Annotated in this window: 22 protein-coding genes; 19 read left to right on the top strand and 3 right to left on the bottom strand. The window is 67.6% G+C overall.

Going from position 1 to position 18706, the window contains the following annotated elements; all coding sequences use genetic code 11:
- Positions 1–22: 22 nt before the first annotated feature.
- Both J2W22_RS15485 and J2W22_RS15490 read right to left on the bottom strand, forming a co-directional pair.
- The gene (locus J2W22_RS15485; protein WP_307119132.1) at positions 23–628 is read right to left on the bottom strand and encodes a DnaA ATPase domain-containing protein; all 606 of its coding nucleotides are present in this window, start codon (positions 626–628) and stop codon (positions 23–25) included.
- Positions 625–1920 (bottom strand): heavy-metal-associated domain-containing protein, encoded by a 1296-nt coding sequence (locus tag J2W22_RS15490; protein WP_307119133.1) that lies wholly within the window; start codon positions 1918–1920, stop codon positions 625–627. Before J2W22_RS15490 ends, J2W22_RS15485 begins: the two co-directional genes overlap by 4 nt.
- Before the next feature lie 234 nt (positions 1921–2154).
- Between J2W22_RS15490 and J2W22_RS15495 the strand changes: the two genes are divergently transcribed.
- The 11 genes from J2W22_RS15495 to J2W22_RS15545 all read left to right on the top strand — a co-directional run bounded on the left by J2W22_RS15495 (position 2155) and on the right by J2W22_RS15545 (position 11076).
- On the top strand, positions 2155–3102 hold the full coding sequence (locus tag J2W22_RS15495) for a hypothetical protein (RefSeq protein WP_307119134.1): 948 nt from the start codon (positions 2155–2157) through the stop codon (positions 3100–3102).
- A gap of 93 nt (positions 3103–3195) precedes the next feature.
- On the top strand, positions 3196–4290 hold the full coding sequence (gene purM / locus J2W22_RS15500; protein ID WP_307119135.1) for a phosphoribosylformylglycinamidine cyclo-ligase: 1095 nt from the start codon (positions 3196–3198) through the stop codon (positions 4288–4290).
- A gap of 138 nt (positions 4291–4428) precedes the next feature.
- The gene (purN, locus tag J2W22_RS15505) at positions 4429–4950 is read left to right on the top strand and encodes a phosphoribosylglycinamide formyltransferase (RefSeq protein ID WP_307119136.1); all 522 of its coding nucleotides are present in this window, start codon (positions 4429–4431) and stop codon (positions 4948–4950) included.
- Positions 4941–5318: an MmcQ/YjbR family DNA-binding protein gene (locus J2W22_RS15510; protein WP_307119137.1), complete on the top strand. Its 378-nt coding sequence runs from the start codon at positions 4941–4943 to the stop codon at positions 5316–5318. The genes purN and J2W22_RS15510 overlap by 10 nt, the downstream gene beginning before the upstream one ends.
- Positions 5319–5413: 95 nt before the next feature.
- A complete protein-coding gene (locus J2W22_RS15515; RefSeq protein WP_307119138.1) occupies positions 5414–5614 on the top strand; it encodes a hypothetical protein in 201 nt (66 codons plus the stop codon).
- Between the two features lie 43 nt (positions 5615–5657).
- On the top strand, positions 5658–6353 hold the full coding sequence (locus J2W22_RS15520) for an endonuclease/exonuclease/phosphatase family protein (protein ID WP_307119139.1): 696 nt from the start codon (positions 5658–5660) through the stop codon (positions 6351–6353).
- Positions 6353–8695, top strand: coding sequence for a patatin-like protein (locus tag J2W22_RS15525; protein ID WP_307119140.1), 2343 nt, complete (start codon positions 6353–6355; stop codon positions 8693–8695). Before J2W22_RS15520 ends, J2W22_RS15525 begins: the two co-directional genes overlap by 1 nt.
- 140 nt (positions 8696–8835) lie before the next feature.
- Positions 8836–9186, top strand: coding sequence for a lipopolysaccharide assembly protein LapA domain-containing protein (locus J2W22_RS15530; protein WP_307119141.1), 351 nt, complete (start codon positions 8836–8838; stop codon positions 9184–9186).
- Positions 9183–9854, top strand: a complete 672-nt coding sequence (pyrF, locus tag J2W22_RS15535) for an orotidine-5'-phosphate decarboxylase (RefSeq protein ID WP_307119142.1) — start codon at positions 9183–9185, stop codon at positions 9852–9854. The genes J2W22_RS15530 and pyrF overlap by 4 nt, the downstream gene beginning before the upstream one ends.
- Before the next feature lies 1 nt (position 9855).
- A complete protein-coding gene (locus J2W22_RS15540; RefSeq protein WP_307119143.1) occupies positions 9856–10332 on the top strand; it encodes a hypothetical protein in 477 nt (158 codons plus the stop codon).
- A gap of 48 nt (positions 10333–10380) precedes the next feature.
- Positions 10381–11076 (top strand): lysozyme inhibitor LprI family protein, encoded by a 696-nt coding sequence (locus J2W22_RS15545; RefSeq protein ID WP_307119144.1) that lies wholly within the window; start codon positions 10381–10383, stop codon positions 11074–11076.
- Positions 11077–11205: 129 nt separating this feature from the next.
- Here the strand turns inward: J2W22_RS15545 and J2W22_RS15550 are convergent, their stop codons facing one another.
- Positions 11206–11955, bottom strand: coding sequence for an SDR family oxidoreductase (locus J2W22_RS15550; RefSeq protein ID WP_307119145.1), 750 nt, complete (start codon positions 11953–11955; stop codon positions 11206–11208).
- Positions 11956–12053: 98 nt separating this feature from the next.
- On the opposite strand from J2W22_RS15550, the gene J2W22_RS15555 reads away from it, so the two are divergent.
- The 8 genes from J2W22_RS15555 to J2W22_RS15590 all read left to right on the top strand — a co-directional run bounded on the left by J2W22_RS15555 (position 12054) and on the right by J2W22_RS15590 (position 18573).
- Positions 12054–12443, top strand: a complete 390-nt coding sequence (locus J2W22_RS15555) for a winged helix-turn-helix transcriptional regulator (RefSeq protein WP_307119146.1) — start codon at positions 12054–12056, stop codon at positions 12441–12443.
- Positions 12444–12520: 77 nt separating this feature from the next.
- Positions 12521–13033, top strand: a complete 513-nt coding sequence (locus tag J2W22_RS15560) for a GNAT family N-acetyltransferase (protein ID WP_307119147.1) — start codon at positions 12521–12523, stop codon at positions 13031–13033.
- A gap of 124 nt (positions 13034–13157) precedes the next feature.
- Positions 13158–13796, top strand: a complete 639-nt coding sequence (locus J2W22_RS15565; RefSeq protein WP_307119148.1) for a phosphoribosylanthranilate isomerase — start codon at positions 13158–13160, stop codon at positions 13794–13796.
- A gap of 90 nt (positions 13797–13886) precedes the next feature.
- Complete coding sequence (gene trpB / locus J2W22_RS15570) at positions 13887–15110, top strand: tryptophan synthase subunit beta (protein ID WP_307119149.1); 1224 nt, start codon at positions 13887–13889, stop codon at positions 15108–15110.
- Positions 15107–15502 carry a hypothetical protein gene (locus J2W22_RS15575; protein ID WP_307119150.1) on the top strand — a complete coding sequence of 132 codons (396 nt, stop codon included), beginning with the start codon at positions 15107–15109 and terminating at the stop codon, positions 15500–15502. Before trpB ends, J2W22_RS15575 begins: the two co-directional genes overlap by 4 nt.
- Entirely contained in the window at positions 15499–16287 is a 789-nt protein-coding gene (gene trpA / locus J2W22_RS15580) for a tryptophan synthase subunit alpha (RefSeq protein WP_307119151.1), read from the top strand. The genes J2W22_RS15575 and trpA overlap by 4 nt, the downstream gene beginning before the upstream one ends.
- Entirely contained in the window at positions 16284–17138 is an 855-nt protein-coding gene (accD, locus tag J2W22_RS15585; protein WP_307119152.1) for an acetyl-CoA carboxylase, carboxyltransferase subunit beta, read from the top strand. The genes trpA and accD overlap by 4 nt, the downstream gene beginning before the upstream one ends.
- Before the next feature lie 127 nt (positions 17139–17265).
- Positions 17266–18573 (top strand): bifunctional folylpolyglutamate synthase/dihydrofolate synthase, encoded by a 1308-nt coding sequence (locus J2W22_RS15590; RefSeq protein WP_307119153.1) that lies wholly within the window; start codon positions 17266–17268, stop codon positions 18571–18573.
- Positions 18574–18706 lie beyond the last annotated feature (133 nt).

Raw genomic sequence — 18706 nt, forward strand, 5'->3', positions numbered from 1 at the left:
TTCGCTGCCTTGGTCATCGCCGTTAGTCGCCGTCCGTTTCGGTTATGAGACCAGCCGCGGCCAATGTGGCGCGCACCGCGGGGATCGACAAGCGCTTACCCTCCTCCAGCTCCAATGCATCGGCAACGCGCAGGATCGCGATATGGCTGCGCTCGATCCGCCTGGCGATCCAGGCGATCACTTCGGGCTTGGCATGGAGCAGATGGCGCTCGAAGGCGCGTTCGAGCAACTGGGGGATGAGCTGGTCGTCGGGCGGGCCGATCTCGAGCAGTGGCGAGGCGGCGAGGCGCGACTTGAGATCGGGCAGCTTGACGTTCCAGGCCGGCGGAGCGGCCTGGGCGACGATCAGCAGCGGGCGGTGATCGGCCTGGGCCTGGTTCCAGGCATGGAAGACCTCCGCCTCCTTGCCGAGATCGGCATCGTCGAAGATGCGCGCGCCGGTCTTCGCCGCGAAGATGCGGGCGAGCAGGCTGCGCCCCGACTTGCGCGGGCCGGTGAGCAGGGCCGACATGACGGGCCAGGTGCCCCAATGTTCGAGCTGGTGGACGGCGCGGGCGTTGGAGTCGCTGACCAGGAATTCCGTCTCGCGTGCTTCGGGCAGTCCCAGCGGCAAGCGCAGTTGCGTCATCTGCCGTTCGGGGCTGGCGTGGTGCTGCCCGTGGGCGCCGGGATCGGTTGCTGGCCACCGCCGCCACCATTACCGCCACCGCCCGCGCGGCGGATGCGGAGGACGCCCGCCCCTTCCTGCACGCTCCAGCCGCGCGCCTCGAGCTGGGCACGCAGCGAGGCGATCTGGCCGTCATAGGCGACGCGCATCACCGAGATGCCGCCGAGCGCCAGACTGGAGGTGACCGCCGAGCGCACGCCCGGAATGCCGCGCAGCGCGGCCTCGCCCGAATTGACCGAGCCGACATTGGGTGTGTCGAACTGAACGTTGAGCTGGGTGCCGGTCGCCGCCGCGCTCGCATCGGGCGTGGGCGTGGCTTCCTCGGTCGCCTCGTCGGTGGGCTTCTCTTCCTCCGCCTTGGCCGAGGGCGGGCGGATGCCGAGCAGGCGATCGGTGTGGAGCTGGCCGAGCGCGAGCGCCTGCTGGAAGGCCTTGTCGATCCGCTGGACGCCGGCGTCCATCAGCGCATCGAGCGAATCGCCATTGTCGACGCGCAGGGCGAAGTCGGCGATCTTCTGGCGGTCCGGGCCGTGCGTGGCGGAGAAGATGCCAACGATCGGGCCGCCGGGATATTCGCGGCGCAGCTGGACCTCGGCAATCAGAACGTCGGACGCGCCATATTGGTCGAGCACCGAGCGCCACCAGTTGCGGCCGCGGCGCAGCACCTGGCCCGCGTTGAGCAGCATCGAATCGGGGCCGTTGCCCTGCACCCGGACATAGTCGACGGTGCTGCCGCCGCTCTTGAAACGGTTCCAGGCCTTGGCCCAGGCGGTCTCGCGCTCGAAGACGACGCCCGCGCCGCCCGAATATTCGAGCGGCACGATCAGCATCGGCGGCGACTGGTTCACCGCGACCGAGACGCCGAGGATGCTGCCGGCCTTGTTGCGATCGAACAGCACGCTGAGCCGCGCGATGTAGCGCGTCGGGCCGATCTGCTCCTTCTCGACGACGATGCCGGTGACCAGCGAGTCGAGCGCCGAATCGGACATGGACGAGGGCTTGCCGGTCAGCTTGCGCGACAGCATCTCCCAGCCCTTGCGCTGGGCGAGCCGCCAGCCGCCATAGCGCGCAGCATCGGCATCCTTGCCCTTCACGTCGACATCGACGCCGGCGACTTCGAAGCTGCCCGAGGCGTCGATCGGCACGGCGCTGCCGCCCGCTGCCTTCTCCCCCTCGGCGAGCACGGCGCCGAGCCCCGCAAGCGCGAGCGCGGAAGCGATGCCGATGGTGAGGGATTTGCGGGCAAGGGTCATGCAGCGGCCCTTTTGGCGAAGCGGACGGGGAAATCCAAGCGCTGATGTAATTTCCGCCTGTCGGGCGGCCTAAAGGCCTTCGGATATTCGTAAATTAGGAGATTCCACAAGGGTAGTTCGCCCCCTAACCCCATGACGTTCAAAATTAATCATGGTAAGCGACTCCTCGATCGTAACGTCGATCCGCAAACGGGGAAATTCATCATGGTTAAAGCAAACAAGCGCATTGCGTTGATGTTCGCATCTTTTTTGGGCTGCGGCCTGCTCTATGCTGCACCTGCACAGGCGCAGGCGACGAGGACTTGGGTTTCGGGTGTCGGTGACGACGCCAATCCTTGCAGCCGGACGGCGCCGTGCAAGACCTTCGCGGGGGCGATTTCCAAGACGGCTGCGGGCGGCGAGATCAACTGCCTCGACCCGGCCGGCTACGGCGCGGTGACGATCACCAAGGCGATCACGCTCGCCTGTCAGTTCACCGAAGGCGGCGTGCTGGCCGGAGCCAGCGCCGGCATCATCGTCAACGCCGGGGCGACCGACGTGGTGGTGCTGCGCGGCCTCGACATCTATGGCGTCAGCGGGGCGACCTATGGCGTGCGCTTCCTTGCCGGCGGTGCGCTGCACATCGAGGAATCGCAGATCCGCCGCTTCAACGGCACCAACGGCCAGGGCGTGTACTTCCAGCCGAGCGGCGATGCGGCGCTCTACATCTCGAACACCGTGATCACCGACAACGGCACCGGCGGCACCGGCGGCGGCGTGCTGGTCCAGCCGACCGGCACGGGCAGCGCCCGCGTCGCGCTGAACGCCGTGCGGCTCGACAACAACTCGGGCGCGGGCTTCCGCATCGACACCGGCGGCAACACCACGACCGCGGGCAATGTCGTCTCGATCGAGAACAGCCAGCTGACCCGCAGCACCTGGGGCCTGCTGGTCAACACCCCGGCCGGCGCGGCGAGCGCCACCGTGATGGTCCACGGCTCGGTCCTCGCCTACAACACCAGCCGCGGCATCCTCGCCGGCGGCGCGACGGCGCTGGTCCGCGTCGGCGACACCACGATCACCGGCAACCAGGCCGGCCTGGAGAGCGGCACGGGTGCGGCGATCCGCAGCTATGGCGACAACCGCCTCGACGGCAATGGCAGCGACGGTGCCTTCGCGGCGCCGGTGCTCCCGAAGAAGTAAGCGTGCATCGGGCGCGGCCGGTTAGATATCGGCCGCGCCCTTTTCCCGGCCAGCGGGGATGACGGCGCGACAAGATGGCGCTAAGCGCGCGCCATGAGCGACCAGAAGAACTATACCTATGCCCAGGCGGGTGTCTCGATCGCGGCCGGCAACGCGCTGGTCCGGGCGATCGGCCCGCTCGCCAAGTCCACGCGCCGCGCCGGTGCCGATGCCGATCTCGGCGGGTTCGGCGGCGTGTTCGACCTGAAGGCGGCCGGATTCACCGATCCGCTGCTCGTCGCGGCGAATGACGGCGTGGGCACCAAGCTCAAGCTCGCGATCGATTACAATGCGCATGACGGCGTCGGCGTCGACCTGGTCGCGATGTGCGCCAACGACCTGATCGTCCAGGGCGCCGAGCCGCTCTTCTTCCTCGACTATTATGCCAGCGGCAAGCTGGTGCCCGAGACGGCCGAGCGGGTGATCGCCAGCATCGCGGAGGGCTGCCGCCAGGCCGGCTGCGCGCTGATCGGCGGCGAGACCGCCGAGATGCCGGGCATGTATGCCGAGAATGATTACGACCTGGCCGGCTTCTGCGTAGGCGCGGTCGAGCGCGACCAACTGCTCGACGGCAGCAAGATCCGTCCGGGCGACGTGCTGCTCGGCCTGGGCTCGACCGGTGTGCACTCGAACGGCTTCTCGCTGGTCCGCCGCCTTGCCGCCGACAAGGGCTGGAAGATGGACCGCCCTGCCCTGTTCGACCAGGACGTGATCCTGCTCGACGCGCTGATGGCGCCGACCCGCATCTATGTGCAAAGCCTGCTTCCGCAACTTCGCAAGGGCGTGATCCGCGGGCTGGCGCATATCACCGGCGGCGGGCTGCTCGAGAATGTCCCGCGCGTGCTGCCCGAGGGGTGCCATGCGAAGATCGACGCCGGTAGCTGGCCGCTGCCGCGGCTGATGGCGTTCCTGCAGGCGCAGGGGAATATCGAGCCCGAGGAAATGGCGCGCACCTTCAACTGCGGCATCGGCATGGTCGCGGTGGTATCGCCGGATGTGGCGGATGCGGTGAAGGATGAGCTCTACGCTGCCGGTGAAGAGGTGTTCGTGATCGGCGAGGTCGTCGCGGGCGAGCGCGGCTGCACTGTGTTCGGCAGCGGCGAGACCTGGAGCGCGCGTGGCGATTGGAGCGCGACGCATAATGGGTAGGGCATGTGCTCCTGCGCAAGCAGGAGCCCAGGGCCACGAGCGTTGTCACCTGCGACTCCTGGGCTCCTGCTTACGCAGGAGCACTTCGCTGTGATGCGGCGAAAGCTGGGGATTTTGATCTCGGGCCGAGGCTCGAACATGGCCGCGCTCGTCGAAGCGGCAAAGTCGACCGACTGCCCCTATGAGGTAGCGCTCGTCGCCAGCGACAAGCCTGAGGCCGAGGGGCTCGCCTGGGCGGCGGCGCAGGGCGTCGCTACCTTCGCGCAGAGCCCCAGGGGCATGCCCAAGGCGGAGTACGAAGCGAAGATCGACGCGGCACTGCGCGAGGCCGGTGTCGAGGCGATCGCGCTGGCGGGTTACATGCGCCTGCTCAGCGACGAGTTCGTCGCGCGCTGGCGGGGCAGGATCGTCAACGTCCACCCCTCGCTGCTGCCCAAGTACAAGGGCCTCGACACGCACCAGCGCGCGATCGACGCGGGCGACAGCCATGGCGGCGTCTCGGTGCATATCGTCACCGAGGAGTTGGACGGCGGCGAGGTGCTCGGCCAGGCCGAAGTGGCGATCCTGCCCGGCGACACGGCGGAAAGCCTTGCGCAGCGCGTGCTGAAGGAGGAACATCGGCTCTACCCAAGGGTAGTCGCCGAGTTCCTATGCCGCTGAACCCAGACCAAGACGCCGCGCTCGCCCAGGTCCGCGCCATCGCGCTGGAGCTTCCCGAGGCGGAGGAACGGCCGAGCCACGGCCAGCCGACCTTCTTCGTCGCCGGCAAGCAGTTCGCCCAGTTCCGCCACGACCATCATGGCGATGGGCGCACGATCGTCGCGGTGAAGACCGCCGATGACGAGGAAGGGCCGAACCTGATCGGCATCGCGCCCGAGACCTATTCCAAGGTCGCCTATTTCGGGGTCGGCTGGGTCGGCATCGCGCTGGCCGGGCCGGACGTGGACTGGGATTTCGTCGGCGACCGTATTGCGCGGAGCTGGGAACTGGCCGCGCCCCGCCGCCTGCTGGAGGCCGGCGGGCGCTGAAATCTCGCGGAAATCTTGGATATTTTCGCGTTCGTCCGAGTTGGTCCCCCATTCCTCGCTCCCGCATGGGTCTCAGCGAATTTTGGGAGAACAACATGGGACAGAAGATCTCGCCCTCCGAACCGGAAGAGGAAGCCGGGGTGGCAACCGCCGAACAGGGCGTGGTGCTGCTCGACGGGCCCAATGGCGTCGCCATCGCGATGACGCCCCAGGCCGCGGAGGAGACCGGCCGCCGGCTGGTCGCCGCCGCGCAGGAGGCCGCCAGCCAGGGCAATGCCGAGGCGCATCCGAGCTGAGACCCTTGCCTATGCCCGCCAGCCCCCGCGATAAGGGGCGCCGATGATCAAGGTCGCCAGCTACAACATGCGCAAGTCGATCGGCACCGACCGGCGCCGGAGGCCCGAGCGCACGCTGCAGGTGCTCTGCGAGATCGGCGCCGACATCGTCGCGCTCCAGGAAGCCGATCGCCGCTTCGGCGAGCGCTCGGCGGTGCTGACCCAGCACCTGCTCGCCGAGCATAGCGACTACAAGCCGGTGCCCTTCGGCACCAAGGCGCGCTCGATGGGCTGGCACGGCAATGCGCTGCTGGTGCGCAAGGATGCGACGGTGCTCGACTGCGAAGCGATCCATCTGCCGGCGCTGGAGCCGCGCGGCGCGGTGATGGCCGATGTGCGGCTTGCGAATGGCACGGTGGTGCGCGTGGTGGGCATGCATCTCGACCTGTCCGGCCTTTGGCGACGGCGCCAGGCGCATGCGATCATCACGCACCTGCAGGTCAGCACGCACCAATATCCGACGATCCTGATGGGCGACCTCAACGAGTGGAGCGCCCAGTCGGGCTGCCTGCGCGATTTCGCCAGCCACTATGCCTTTGCCGCCACCGGCAAGAGCTTCCATGCCCGGCGCCCGATGGCGCGGCTCGACCGGATCATGGCGAGCCGAGAATTGACCATCACCGATGCCGGGGTGCATGACAGCCTCCAGGCGCGCACCGCGTCCGACCACCTGCCCATCTGGGCCACTATAATGGTTTAATGGCCGAAACTCGCGACAAGGAACTCCGGCTCGCACTGGTCTGCTACGGCGGCATCAGCCTGGCCGTGTACATGCACGGCATCACCAAGGAGATCTGGCGCCTCGCCCGGGCAAGCTGTGCCGAGCGCGACGGCAGCGACGGGCGGCCCGACGTCTATCGCGAGCTGATCGAGGAGATCCGCGAGACCTCGGGCGTCAACCTGCGCGTGCTGGTCGACATCCTCGCCGGCGCCAGCGCGGGCGGGATCAACACGGTGTTCCTCGCCCAGGCCATCGCCACCGGCCAGTCGCTCGACCCGCTGACCGACCTGTGGATGGACAATGCCGATGTCGAGGCGCTGCTCGAGCCGCGCCAGCGCCCGTCGCACCGCTTCGCCAAGCTGTGGGCGGTGCCGATCGCCTGGCTGGTCGCCAACCGCTCCAAGACGGTGGACGAGACAGTGGAAATCGGCGCGCGCGAGGAAGTGCGCACCAAGCTCGAGCATTTCGTCCGCTCGCGCTGGTTCGAGCCGCCCTTCGGCGGCAAGCGGCTGGCCAATACGATCCTCGACGCCTTTGCCGCCATGGCCAAGGGGCCGAAGGAGAAAAGGCTGCTGCCCGACGGCCAGCCGCTCGACCTGTTCGTCACCGTCACCGATTTCCGCGGCCATCCCGAGGCGTTGCGGCTCAATTCCCCGGCTAGCGTGATGGAGAATGAGCACCGGCTGGTCTTCTCCTTCACCGATCGCGGCTATCCGGAAGAGAAGTTCGCCGACGCCGCCAGCCTGACCTTCGCCGCGCGCGCCACGTCGAGCTTCCCGGGCGCCTTCCCGCCGATGACGGTGGGCGAGATGGACGAGCTGATGGCGGAGCGGAAACAGGCCTGGCCGCAGCGCGATGCCTTTCTGGAACGCGTGCTGCCGCACCAATGGGCGGACAACAAGGCGGCCAAGGCGGTGCTGATCGACGGCTCGGTACTGGCCAACGCGCCCTTCCGCCCGGCGATGGAAGCTCTGAAGGAGCGCCCTGCCCGCCGCCAGGTCGACCGGCGCTTCGTCTTCGTCGATCCCTTCCCCAATTTCCGCTTCGACTTCTACGGTGGCGACGACGGCACGCCGGGCTTCTTCGCGACGATCATCGGCGCGCTTTCCGAGCTGCCGCGCGAGCAGCCGATCCGCGACAATCTGGACGAGATCGCGCGGCGCTCGCACCGGATCGAACGGATGCTGGGCATCCTCACCGAGATCCGCGCCGACGTGGAGACCCAGGTCGAGGCGCTGTTCGGCTATACGCTGTGGCTCGATTATCCGAACCCCAAGCGGCTCGCCGCCTGGCGCAAGCGGGCGCAGATCACCGCCGCGGCCAAGGCGGGCTATGGCCATACCGCGTACGGCCTGCTCAAGGTCGAGGGTGCGATCGATCGCACCGCGCGGCTGCTCTACAATGTCGGCGAGCGGCATGGGCCCGAGCGGCTGCACGAGATCCGCGAGGCACTGGCCGCGGCGGTCCAGTCGCGCGGCGCGGACCAGTTCGGCGCGATGCACTCCAACGGCGCCTCGCCCGAGACGCTGGAGTTCCTGCGCACGCACGACCTGGGCTTCCGTATCCGCCGCCTGCGGCTGCTTGCCCGCCGACTGACCGAGATCGACCTGCCGACCAGCCATGGCGCGCTCCGCCCGATGCGCGAGGCGATCTACGACTCGCTCGCCGCTTATCTCGAGCTCAAGCGGGCGGACACCTATGCCGACCTGCGCGACGAGATAAGGATGATGACCGATGACGCCGGGCCGCTGCTCGACCGGCTGGCGGACCGCATGCAGCTCAAGAAGCTCGACGGCGAGACCGATGCGCGGCTGGCGGAAGGGCTCAGCAGCTTGTCGAAGGAGCTGCGGCGGCCAATGCTGCTCGCGCATCTCGGCTTCCCCTTCTACGACATCGCCACGCTGCCGCTGCTCCAGGGCGAAGGCGTCGACGAGTTCGACCCGATCCGCGTCGACCGCATCGCGCCGGACGATGCCACCGCGATCCGCACCGGCGGGGCCGAGGCGACGCTGAAGGGCATCCAGTTCAACAGCTTCGGCGCGTTCTTCAGCCGGGCGTATCGCGAGAACGACTATCTCTGGGGCCGGTTGCACGGCGCGGACCGGCTGATCGACATCGTGCTGTCGACGCTCGACCCCGCCGCGCGGCTCTCGGACGAGCGGGCGGCGGCGATCAAGCGGCGGGCGTTCCACGCGATCCTCGACGAGGAGGAGCAGCGGCTGACCAAGATCCCCGGGCTGTTCGCGGAGCTTAGGGCGGAGATCGACAATCCCTCTCCCTCTGGGAGAGGGAGGGAGCCGACGCAGTCGGCGGAAGGGTGAGGGTCGAGCGGTAGAACTACCCTCACCCTTCCCACCGCTTTCGGCGGCGGGCCCCTTCCCTCTCCCAATGGGAGAGGGAGTTTGCGCAAAACCCCTCCCCGCCCTAAAGTCCGCGCGGGTTCACGCAGGAAGGGAGACGCATGCGGTTTCTGAAGGTGCTGTTCTGGCTGTTGCTGGGCGGCCTGGTCGCTGGCTTTGTGATCTATAACGGCGACGAGCGCGTGAACGTGCACCTGTGGAGCGGCCTGATCGCCGATTTCAGCCTGCCGCTGCTGCTGATCCTCGTCTTCCTCGCCGGGCTGCTGCCCGTCCTCCTCGCCTATCACGCGCTGCGCTGGCGGATGCGCCAGCGGATCACCGGGCTGGAGCGTGCGCTGAATGACATCCGCGCTATCCAGGCGATGCCGGAGCCGGTCGGCGCCGCGCCCGAGCCCGCGCCCGCCATCCCGGCCTCGCCCCAGGGCGGCCTGCCGCTGGGAGACGTGCAGTGAGCCCGATCTATGTCGCGATCGACACGCCGGATCTGGAGCGTGCCAAGACGATTGCACAGCGCGTGAAGGCGCATGTCGGGGGCATCAAGCTCGGCCTCGAATTCTTCATGGCGAACGGCCGCGCCGGCGTGCACGAGATGCATGACATCGGCCTGCCGATCTTCCTCGACCTCAAGTTCCACGACATCCCCAACACTGTCGCCAAGGCGATCCAGGCGCTCCGCCCGCTTGAGCCGGCGATCCTCACTGTCCACGCCGCCGGCGGCCGGGCGATGCTCGAGGATGCCAAGGCGGCGGCGCCGACCGGCACCAAGGTGGTGGCGGTGACGATGCTCACTAGCCTCGACGACAGCGACCTGACCTCGATCGGCCTCAAGCCCGATCCGCACGAGCAGGTGATGCGGCTGACCGAACTGGCCAAGGCCTCGGGCGTCGATGGCATCGTCTGCTCGGGCAACGAAGTCGCGGCGGCCAAGAAGATCTGGCATGACGGCTTTTTCGTCATCCCCGGCGTGCGCCCGGCGAACGGCGTGATCGGCGACCAGAAGCGCGTGGTGACCCCGCGTGCCGCGCTCGATGCCGGCGCCTCGATCCTGGTGGTCGGCCGCCCGATCACCCAAGCCGCCGATCCCGACCTCGCCGCGCGCGAGATCGAGGCGACGCTCTGAGATGGCCGTCGGCGCGGCCCTGCTGCTCGCGCTGCTGTTTCCCCAGACCCCGCTGCAGGTCGAGGATTATGCGATCCTGCCGCCGGACAAGGCGGCCGGGCTGCTGCATCAATGCTCCCGCAAGGCGCCCAAACCCGGCGAGGGCGGCTGGACTCCCGGCAAGGACGACATTGCCCGGCTGGAGGCGCGGATCCCCGGGATCGTGGCGCTGGCGACGGAACTGAGCGGCCCGGGCACCGGCGCGCGGGGTGGACTCAGGGATGCACCCAGGGGCTGGCTGCGCCAATATGTCGGGATCGTCCGTGGGGGAAAGCGCTTCATCTATGGCAATTTCCTGCCCAAGGCTTCGGGTGACTGGGGCGCATGGCGAACCGAGCCGATGATCGTCTGCGATGGCGGTCCGGTCTTTTTCGGGGTGGAATATGATGTCGAGGCGGATCGCATCACCGAACTCGCCTTCAACGGCAGCATCGCCTGAGCGGCGCGTGCGGGAGTGAAGCCAAGCGCATAGACATGGGAGGCAGTGATGATGCGGATTGCGGCTTTCGGACTGTTCGCCTTTTTCCTCGCCCTGTTCGGCATTCAGGCCGAACCACCGGCCCCGCAACAGGCCAGTTTCGACTGCGCCAAGGCCAGCCATCCGCTCGAGAAGACGATCTGCGCCAGCCCGAAGCTGCGCGCGCTCGATGGCGAGGTGGCGGCGCTTTACAAGGCGAAGCTCGCCCTCCTGTTCGACAAGGCCGGTTTCCGCGGCCAGCAGCGCGACTGGCAGCAGATCCTGCGCAGCCGATGCGCGAAGAAATGCGATCCCGCCGCGGTGGAGGCGGACTATACCGTCCAGCGCAATGCGCTGCGCGGCTTCGACGAGGAACTGTGGGAGGCGAGCTACAAGACCGCCGATGTCGAGCAACTCGCCATCACCCATATCGATGCGAAGCAGTTCGACTTCACGCTGAACCGCGATCTTGAGGGCGAGACCCTGTGCAAGCTGCCCGCCAGCGATGGCGAGGCGGGCGCGGTCGCCCGCTTCACCACGCCGGACAAGGCGAGCTGGAGCGCCGGGGCTTGCCGGATCGACTTCACGCTGGAGCGCGACGGGACCGGCCATGTCACCGGGATCGGCGCGGTCGCATCGGCGGGGTGCAAGCGCTACTGCAAGGCGAACCATGTGCTGAGCGACAATTTCACCCCGGCGAACAACTGGGTGGCGAGTAACCAGTAGGACTCGCCTCCCTTCTTTCGTCATCCCCGCTCAGGCGGGGATCCAGGGTAACAGAGCGATATCCTTCTTGGCTCTGGATCCCCGCCTTCGCGGGGATGACGGATTTGGTTCTATCGTTCAGCGAAGCAATCAGTGCGTGCCGTCGTTGAGGATGGCGAACACCTTCGCATGATCCCCGCGCGCCTCGGCGAAGCGCAGGAACTTGACCCGCTCGGTCAAATTCTCGGCCGCCCCTGCCTCGAGCTGCGCCATGGTCTCGGCGATATAGTCGGCGAGCGGCATCGAATTGGGGTTCTGGGCATGGCCCGGCATCAGGTCAGTCGCCACCGCCGGCGGGGCGATCTCGATCACTTCGACGCTCGTGTCCTTTAGCTGCGCGCGCAGCGACTGGGTCCAGCTGTGGATCGCCGCCTTGGTCGCGCAATAGCTGGGCGTGGCGACAAGCGGCACGAAGGCGAGGCCCGAGGTCACGGTCAGTACCGTGGCCTTGGGCTGAGCGAGCAGGTGCGGCAGCAGCGCGGCGTTGAGGCGGATCGGGCCGAGCAGGTTGGTCGCGATCGTCGCCTCGGCGATGGCAAGGTCCGATCCTTCAGCGGCGAGGTCTTCGGCCTGCATGATGCCGGCATTGTGGATCACCGCGTTCAGGCCCGGATGCGCCGCGACGATCTCGGCGGCGAAGCGGGCGATGTCGGCGGGATCGGAAACGTCGAGCGTCGCGGTGGCGATGCCCGGATTGGCGGCAGCGACGTCTTCCAGCGCGCTCGCGCGGCGGCCCGAGACGATCACCTTGTTGCCGCGGGCATGCAGTGCCTCGGCGAGCGCGCGGCCGATGCCTGAGCCCCCGCCGGTGATCAGGATGGTGTTGCCGGTCATGTCCATGAGTGCTTCCTCCGATTTTCGGTGGACGCCAGATATTGCCAGATGGTACCCGATGGGGAGTAGGCACCCAGAATATTTATACACACCTTTTGGAAACCATGGCAACCAACCCCCGTCACGACTATCCCGACCTCGACCCGCGGGTGGAGGCGCTCGTCACCGAGATCATCGGCCGCGTCGCCGACAAATGGACGATGATCGTGCTCGAGGCGCTGACCGAGCATGGCGAGCTGCGCTTCTCGAAGCTGCGCGCCGAATGCGGCGGGATCAGCCAGAAGATGCTCACCCAGACGGTGCGCGCGATGGAGCGCGACGGGCTGCTGATCCGCACCGTCCACCCGGTGATCCCGCCGCGGGTGGAGTATCGGCTCACCGAGCTGGGCGGCAGCCTGGCCGAGGCGTTCTGCGGCGTATGGGTATGGGCGGCGCGCAACCTGGAGCGGATCGAGGCATCGCGGACGGCGTTCGATGCGCGGGACGCCGGCTGAATTCAGCCCGTTTGGGAACGGATCCGGTTGATAACAGGTACTTGCCAAAGCCCCCGCATCATCCGACACAGCGCGCCATGCCTGACAATGTGACGATCCGCCCCGCCACGCGCGACGATCTGCCCGCGATCCACCCGGTGATCGAGCGCGCCTATCGCGGCGAGACCGCGCGTGCGGGATGGACGCACGAGGCCGACCTGATCATCGAGAGCCCGCGCACCGATATCGCGACCCTGACGGCGATCGTCGACGATCCCGACCAGCGCCTGCTGATCGCCGATGCCGGCGACCGTCTGCTCGGCTGCGTGCAGGTGACCTCGAAGGGTGACGGCCTCGCCTATCTGGGCCTGCTCTGCGTCGATCCGACGCTCCAGTCCGGCGGACTCGGCAAGCAGCTGGTCACCGCCGCCGAGGACTGCGCCCGTGACGTGTTCGGCGCCGACGCGATGGAGATGACGGTGATCGACAAGCGTACCGAGTTGATCGCCTTCTACGAGCGCCGCGGCTACCGCAATTCAGGCGAGAAGCGCGACTTCCCGGTGCCGCTCGATCCGCCTTTGTTCATGGACGTGCTGGTCAAGCCGCTTTGATGCCAGTGGAGCGGTCGTTCGGGATTCCCAGCGATCCTCGAAGTCCCTGGCAAAGCCCGGCTTTCCCGGCCGCTAACATTGCAGGGCTTGCGACATGGGGCGAACCTGCCCCAAGAGCCCTGCCATGCCCGTCACTGTCAAGATCTGCGGCCTGTCCACGCCCGAGACGCTCGATGCCGCGATCGCCGGCGGAGCGAGCCATGTCGGCTTCGTGTTCTTCCCGCCCTCCCCGCGCAATGTCGGGATCGAGCAGGCACGCGCGCTGGCGGCCCGCGTGCCCGACCATGTCACCAAGGTGGGCGTGTTCGTCGATCCCGATGATGCGCTGATCGAGGCGGTTACGGCGGCGACCGGCATCCGGACGCTGCAGCTCCACAAGACCGCGTTCGAGCGCGTCGCCGAACTGGACGGCCGCGGTCATCGCGTGTGGCCGGCGATATCGGTGAAGCGCGCGTCCGACCTCGCCGAGGGGGCACGCTATGCCGGCATTCCGGTCGATCGCATCGTCTACGATGCCAAGACCCCCGACGACGCGCTGCTACCCGGCGGCATGGGGCTGCGCTTCGACTGGACGATGCTCACCGGCTATCGCCACCCTGGCCCCTGGATGCTGGCGGGCGGGCTCGATCCGGAGAATGTGATCCCTGCAATCCAGATGACCGGTGCCCGCCTCGTCGATGTCTCCTCGGGCGTGGAAAGCGCGCCGGGCGTCAAGGATGTTGCCAAGATCGCCGCATTCCTTAAAGCGGTGGCGCAATGTTGAGGCCGCTCGCTCCCGTCCGCATCGGATTTCGATGGCGTTGATCGCTCGCTCCCACGCCAGCGCCCGCCATCCGAAATCAAGAGAGACGCAATGACCGACACTGCAACCCTGCCCAATTCCCTGCGCAACCTGCCCGACGAGCATGGCCATTTCGGCCAGTTCGGCGGACGCTTCGTCGCCGAGACGCTGATGCCGCTGATCCTCGACCTGGAGCGCGAATATCGCGCGGCCAAGGCCGATCCGGCGTTCAAGGCCGAGTTCGACGACCTGCTCGAACATTATGTCGGCCGCCCGAGCCCGCTCTACTTCGCCGAGCGGCTGACGGAGTATTACGGCGGCGCCAAGATCTACTTCAAGCGCGAGGAGCTGAACCACACCGGCGCGCACAAGATCAACAACTGCATCGGCCAGATTCTGCTCGCCCGCCGGATGGGCAAGACGCGGATCATCGCCGAGACCGGCGCGGGCCAGCACGGCGTCGCCACCGCCACGGTTGCGGCACGCTTCGGCCTGCCCTGCGTGATCTTCATGGGCGCCAAGGACGTCGAGCGGCAGAAGCCCAACGTCTTCCGGATGAAGCTGCTCGGGGCCGAGGTGCATCCGGTGACCAGCGGCGCGGAGACGCTCAAGGATGCGATGAACGAAGCCCTTCGAGATTGGGTCGCCAACGTCCACGACACTTTCTACATCATCGGCACCGCCGCGGGTCCGCACCCCTATCCCGAACTGGTCCGCGACTTCCAGAGCGTGATCGGTATCGAGGCGCGCGAGCAGATCCAGAAGGCCGAGGGCCGCCTGCCCGACCTGCTGATCGCGGCCGTGGGCGGCGGATCGAACGCGATCGGGCTTTTCCACCCCTTCCTCGACGACAAGGATGTCGCGATGATCGGCGTGGAAGCGGCGGGGCATGGTATCGAGACCGGTCAGCATGCCGCCAGCCTCACCGGCGGCGCGCCGGGTATCCTCCACGGCAACCGCACCTATCTGCTCCAGGACGAGGACGGCCAGATCACCGAGGCGCACTCGATCTCGGCGGGACTCGACTATCCGGGCATCGGCCCCGAGCATAGCTGGCTGCACGAGAGCGGCCGCGTGGACTACCTCCCGATCACCGACCAGCAGGCGCTCGACGCCTTCCAGCTCTGCTGCAAGCTCGAGGGGATCATCCCGGCGCTCGAAAGCTCGCACGCGCTCGCAGCCTTGGAGACCAAGGCACGGGAAATGGGGCCGGACAAGATCATCGTGGTCAACGTCTCGGGGCGTGGCGACAAGGACATCTTCACGGTTGCCGAGCATCTGGGGGTAGAGCTGTGACCGCCGGAGCCGGCGTCAGCGAGCGCAGTTCGATGTTGCTCGGCTGGGCGATTCTCGCGCTGCTCGTCCTTGCACTATTCCCGCTCCAGCGCATTGTCGGCTTCGGCAATTTTGGTGTTGTGCTCCTCTATGCGTTCCTGTTTGCGATAGGCACGCGCCTTAGCCTTGCCGGTCCCCGCTTCCGCATCGCAAGGGTGGGATGGGCTGTGCTGTTTTCGGTCATGTTGCCGGTTGTCGCTACGCTTGTAGGTTTTCTGGGTGCCGAGGCATCAGACCTGCAGGAAGTAGGGCCGGTTGGAGCGTTTCTGATTTTTGGTTTCTACCTCGGCCTGCCTTGCCTGTTCTTCGCTGTGCTGATGGCATTCGTGCCCAACATGATTGAAATGCAATGAGCCGCCTTTCCAACGCCTTCCCGGCGGACCGCGCCGCTTTGGTCACCTTCATCACCGCAGGCGATGGCGACACCGCCGCCAATCTCGACGCGCTCGTCGCGGGCGGTGCGGACGTGATCGAGCTGGGCATGCCCTTCACCGATCCGATGGCCGATGGTCCGGCGATCCAGGCGGCGAACCTGCGCGCGCTCGGTGCCGGCACGCGCACCGCCGATGTGCTGGCGATTGCGAAGGGCTTTCGAGAGCGCCATCCCGGCGTGCCGCTGGTGTTGATGGGCTATGCCAACACCATGACGCGTCCGACGCCCGAAGCCTTTGCCGCAAAGGCGGCGGAAGCTGGCGCGGACGGGGTGATCATCGTCGATATCCCGCCCGAGGAAGCACCCGAAGTCGCGCCCTTCACCGCGAACGGGATCGACGTCATTCGTCTCGCCACCCCGACCACCGATGCCGCGCGCCTGCCGGCGGTGCTCAAGGGCGCCTCGGGCTTTCTCTATTATGTTTCGGTCGCCGGGATCACCGGGCTGCAACAGGCGGCGCAGGGCTCGATCGAGGATGCCGTGGCGCGGCTCAAGGCGGCGACCGACCTGCCCGTCGCGGTCGGCTTCGGCGTCCGCACGCCGGAACAGGCCGAGGCGATCGCGCGCGTCGCCGATGGCGTCGTCGTCGGCTCGGCAATCGTTGAACTCGTAGGAAAACACGGGAAGGATGCGCCGGAGCCTATCCGCGCCTATATCCGCTCCCTCAAGACGGCCGTGGAGGCCGCAAGGAAAGAAGTCGCATGAGCTGGATCGATCGCGTCCGCAACGTCCTCGCCTTCACGCCGAAGAAGGAGACCCCCGACAATCTCTGGCACAAGTGCAAGGGTTGCGGGCAGATGACGTTCACCAAGGAGCTGGAGGCGAACCAGCATGTCTGCCCGCATTGCGATCATCATGATCGCATCGGCCCGGCGGAGCGCTTCGCCTATCTGTTCGACGAGGGCAGTTATACCGTGCTCGCCACGCCGAAGGTGGCCGAGGACCCGCTCAAGTTCCGCGACCAGAAGCCCTATCCGGCGCGCCTGAAGGCGGCGCGGACCAGCACCGGTGAGCAGGACGCGTTCATCAACGCCTCGGGCACGATCCTCGGCCGCAAGGCGGTGATCGGCGTGCAGGACTTCGCCTTCATGGGCGGATCGATGGGCCAGGCCGTGGGCGAGGCGTTCATCCAGGGAGTCGAGGCGGCGATCGCGGCCCGTGCGCCGTTCATCGCCTTCACTGCTTCGGGCGGCGCGCGCATGCAGGAGGGCATCCTCTCGCTGATGCAAATGCCGCGCACCACCGTGGCGATCGAGATGCTCCACGACGCAGGGCTCCCCTATATCGTCGTGCTGACCGATCCGACCTCGGGCGGCGTGATGGCCGCCTATGCGATGCTGGGCGACGTCCAGATCGCCGAGCCGCGCGCGACTTTGGCATTTACCGGCCGCCGCGTGATCGAGAATACGATCCGCGAGAAGCTGCCCGACGATTTCCAGACCTCGGAATATTATCGCGAGCATGGCCTGATCGACATGGTCACCCACCGCAAGGAGCTGCGCGAGACGCTGGGCCAGCTGATCGGGCTGCTGTGCGAGGGGAAGAAGGCGGCGTGAGGCCGCACTAAGCCCCTCCCTTTCAGGGGAGGGGTTTGGGGTGGGGCATGGGTCTCACCGAGACTTTCGCTCGCGGATAGCCCCCACCCCAACCCCTCCCCTGAAGGGGAGGGGCTAGAGTAAGATAATGGCTGACCACGCAATTTCCTCCGACCCCCACGTCCAGCGCCAGCTCAACCGGCTGACTGTGCTCTCGCCGGGCGCGGATATCCTCGGGCTCGACCGGATCGCCCGGCTGCTCGAGCGCGTCGGCAGCCCGCAGTTCGCCCTGCCGCCTGTGCTCCACGTCGCCGGCACCAATGGCAAGGGATCGACCTGCGCCTTCCTGCGCGCCGCGATCGAGGCTGCCGGCATGCGCGCGCATGTCTATTCGAGCCCGCATCTCGTCCGCTTCAACGAGCGTATCCGCCTGTCGGGCGAGCTGATCGCCGATGCGCTCCTGGCGCCTTTGCTCGAGGAAGTGCTCGATGCCGGCGGCGATATCGGCGCGAGCTTCTTCGAAGTGACCACCGCCGCGGCCCTCCTCGCCTTTGCCCGGGTGCCGGCGGATGCGCTGATCCTGGAGGTCGGCCTGGGCGGGCGGCTCGATGCGACCAATGTTGTCGCCCAGCCGGCGGTGACCGGCATCGCCCAGCTCGGCATCGACCATCAGGCCTTCCTCGGTGACACGCTGGAGAAGATCGCCGCCGAGAAGGCCGGCATCGCCAAGCCCGGCGTGCCGCTGGTGACGATGCGCTATGCCCCGCACATCGCGGAGATCGTCGCTGCTGCCGGCGCGCCGGTGTTCGCGCAGGGCACCGCCTGGGACTTCGAGACGCGCAGCGACCGGCTCGTCTATCGCGATGCCCGGGGCGAGGTGGGGACGCCCCTCCCCGCGCTTGCCGGGCCGCACCAGCCCGCCAACCTTTCGCTCGCCATCGCGATGCTGCGCCACCAGCAGGCGCTGCCCGTGCCCGACGATGCGCTTGCCGCCGCGGCGAGGAATGCGCGCTGGCCGGCCCGCATGCAGCGGCTCGGCGACGGCCCGCTGCTCCATTTGTTGCCGCCCGGCAGCGAGCTGTGGCTCGACGGTGGGCACAACGAAGCCGCTGCTGCTGCGGTGAGCGCCACGCTTGCCCAGGTCACGCAGGGACGCCCGGTGCAGCTCGTGCTCGGCATGCTTTCGAACAAGGACGCACAGGGCCTGCTCGCGCCGTTCGCGCATCTTGCTTCCGGGCTGCACGCGGTGCCCGTGCCGGGGCATGAGCACCACGCCCCGCAGCGCCTCGCCGAAGTCGCGCAGATTCTCGGCATCCCGCACGCCGCGATCGCCCCCGACGTGCCCCGCGCCCTCACCGCGATCGCCCGCGAAGGCGGCGCGCCGGTGGTGCTGGTGCTGGGGTCGCTATACCTCGCCGGCACGGTGCTCGAGGCGAATGGGGAGCTTCCGGCGTAAGGCCTTTCGTTCCCCGGCGAAGGCCGGGGTCCAGGGTTTCTCTGCCGCCCGTCCGTTACCCTGGGCCCCGGCCTTCGCCGGGGAGCAGTTCACCAAACGCGACGAAACGCCGTTCGCATCGCTTCGCTCGTTA

The organism is Sphingomonas kyeonggiensis, assembly GCF_030812785.1.
Classification (GTDB): domain Bacteria; phylum Pseudomonadota; class Alphaproteobacteria; order Sphingomonadales; family Sphingomonadaceae; genus Sphingomonas; species Sphingomonas kyeonggiensis_B.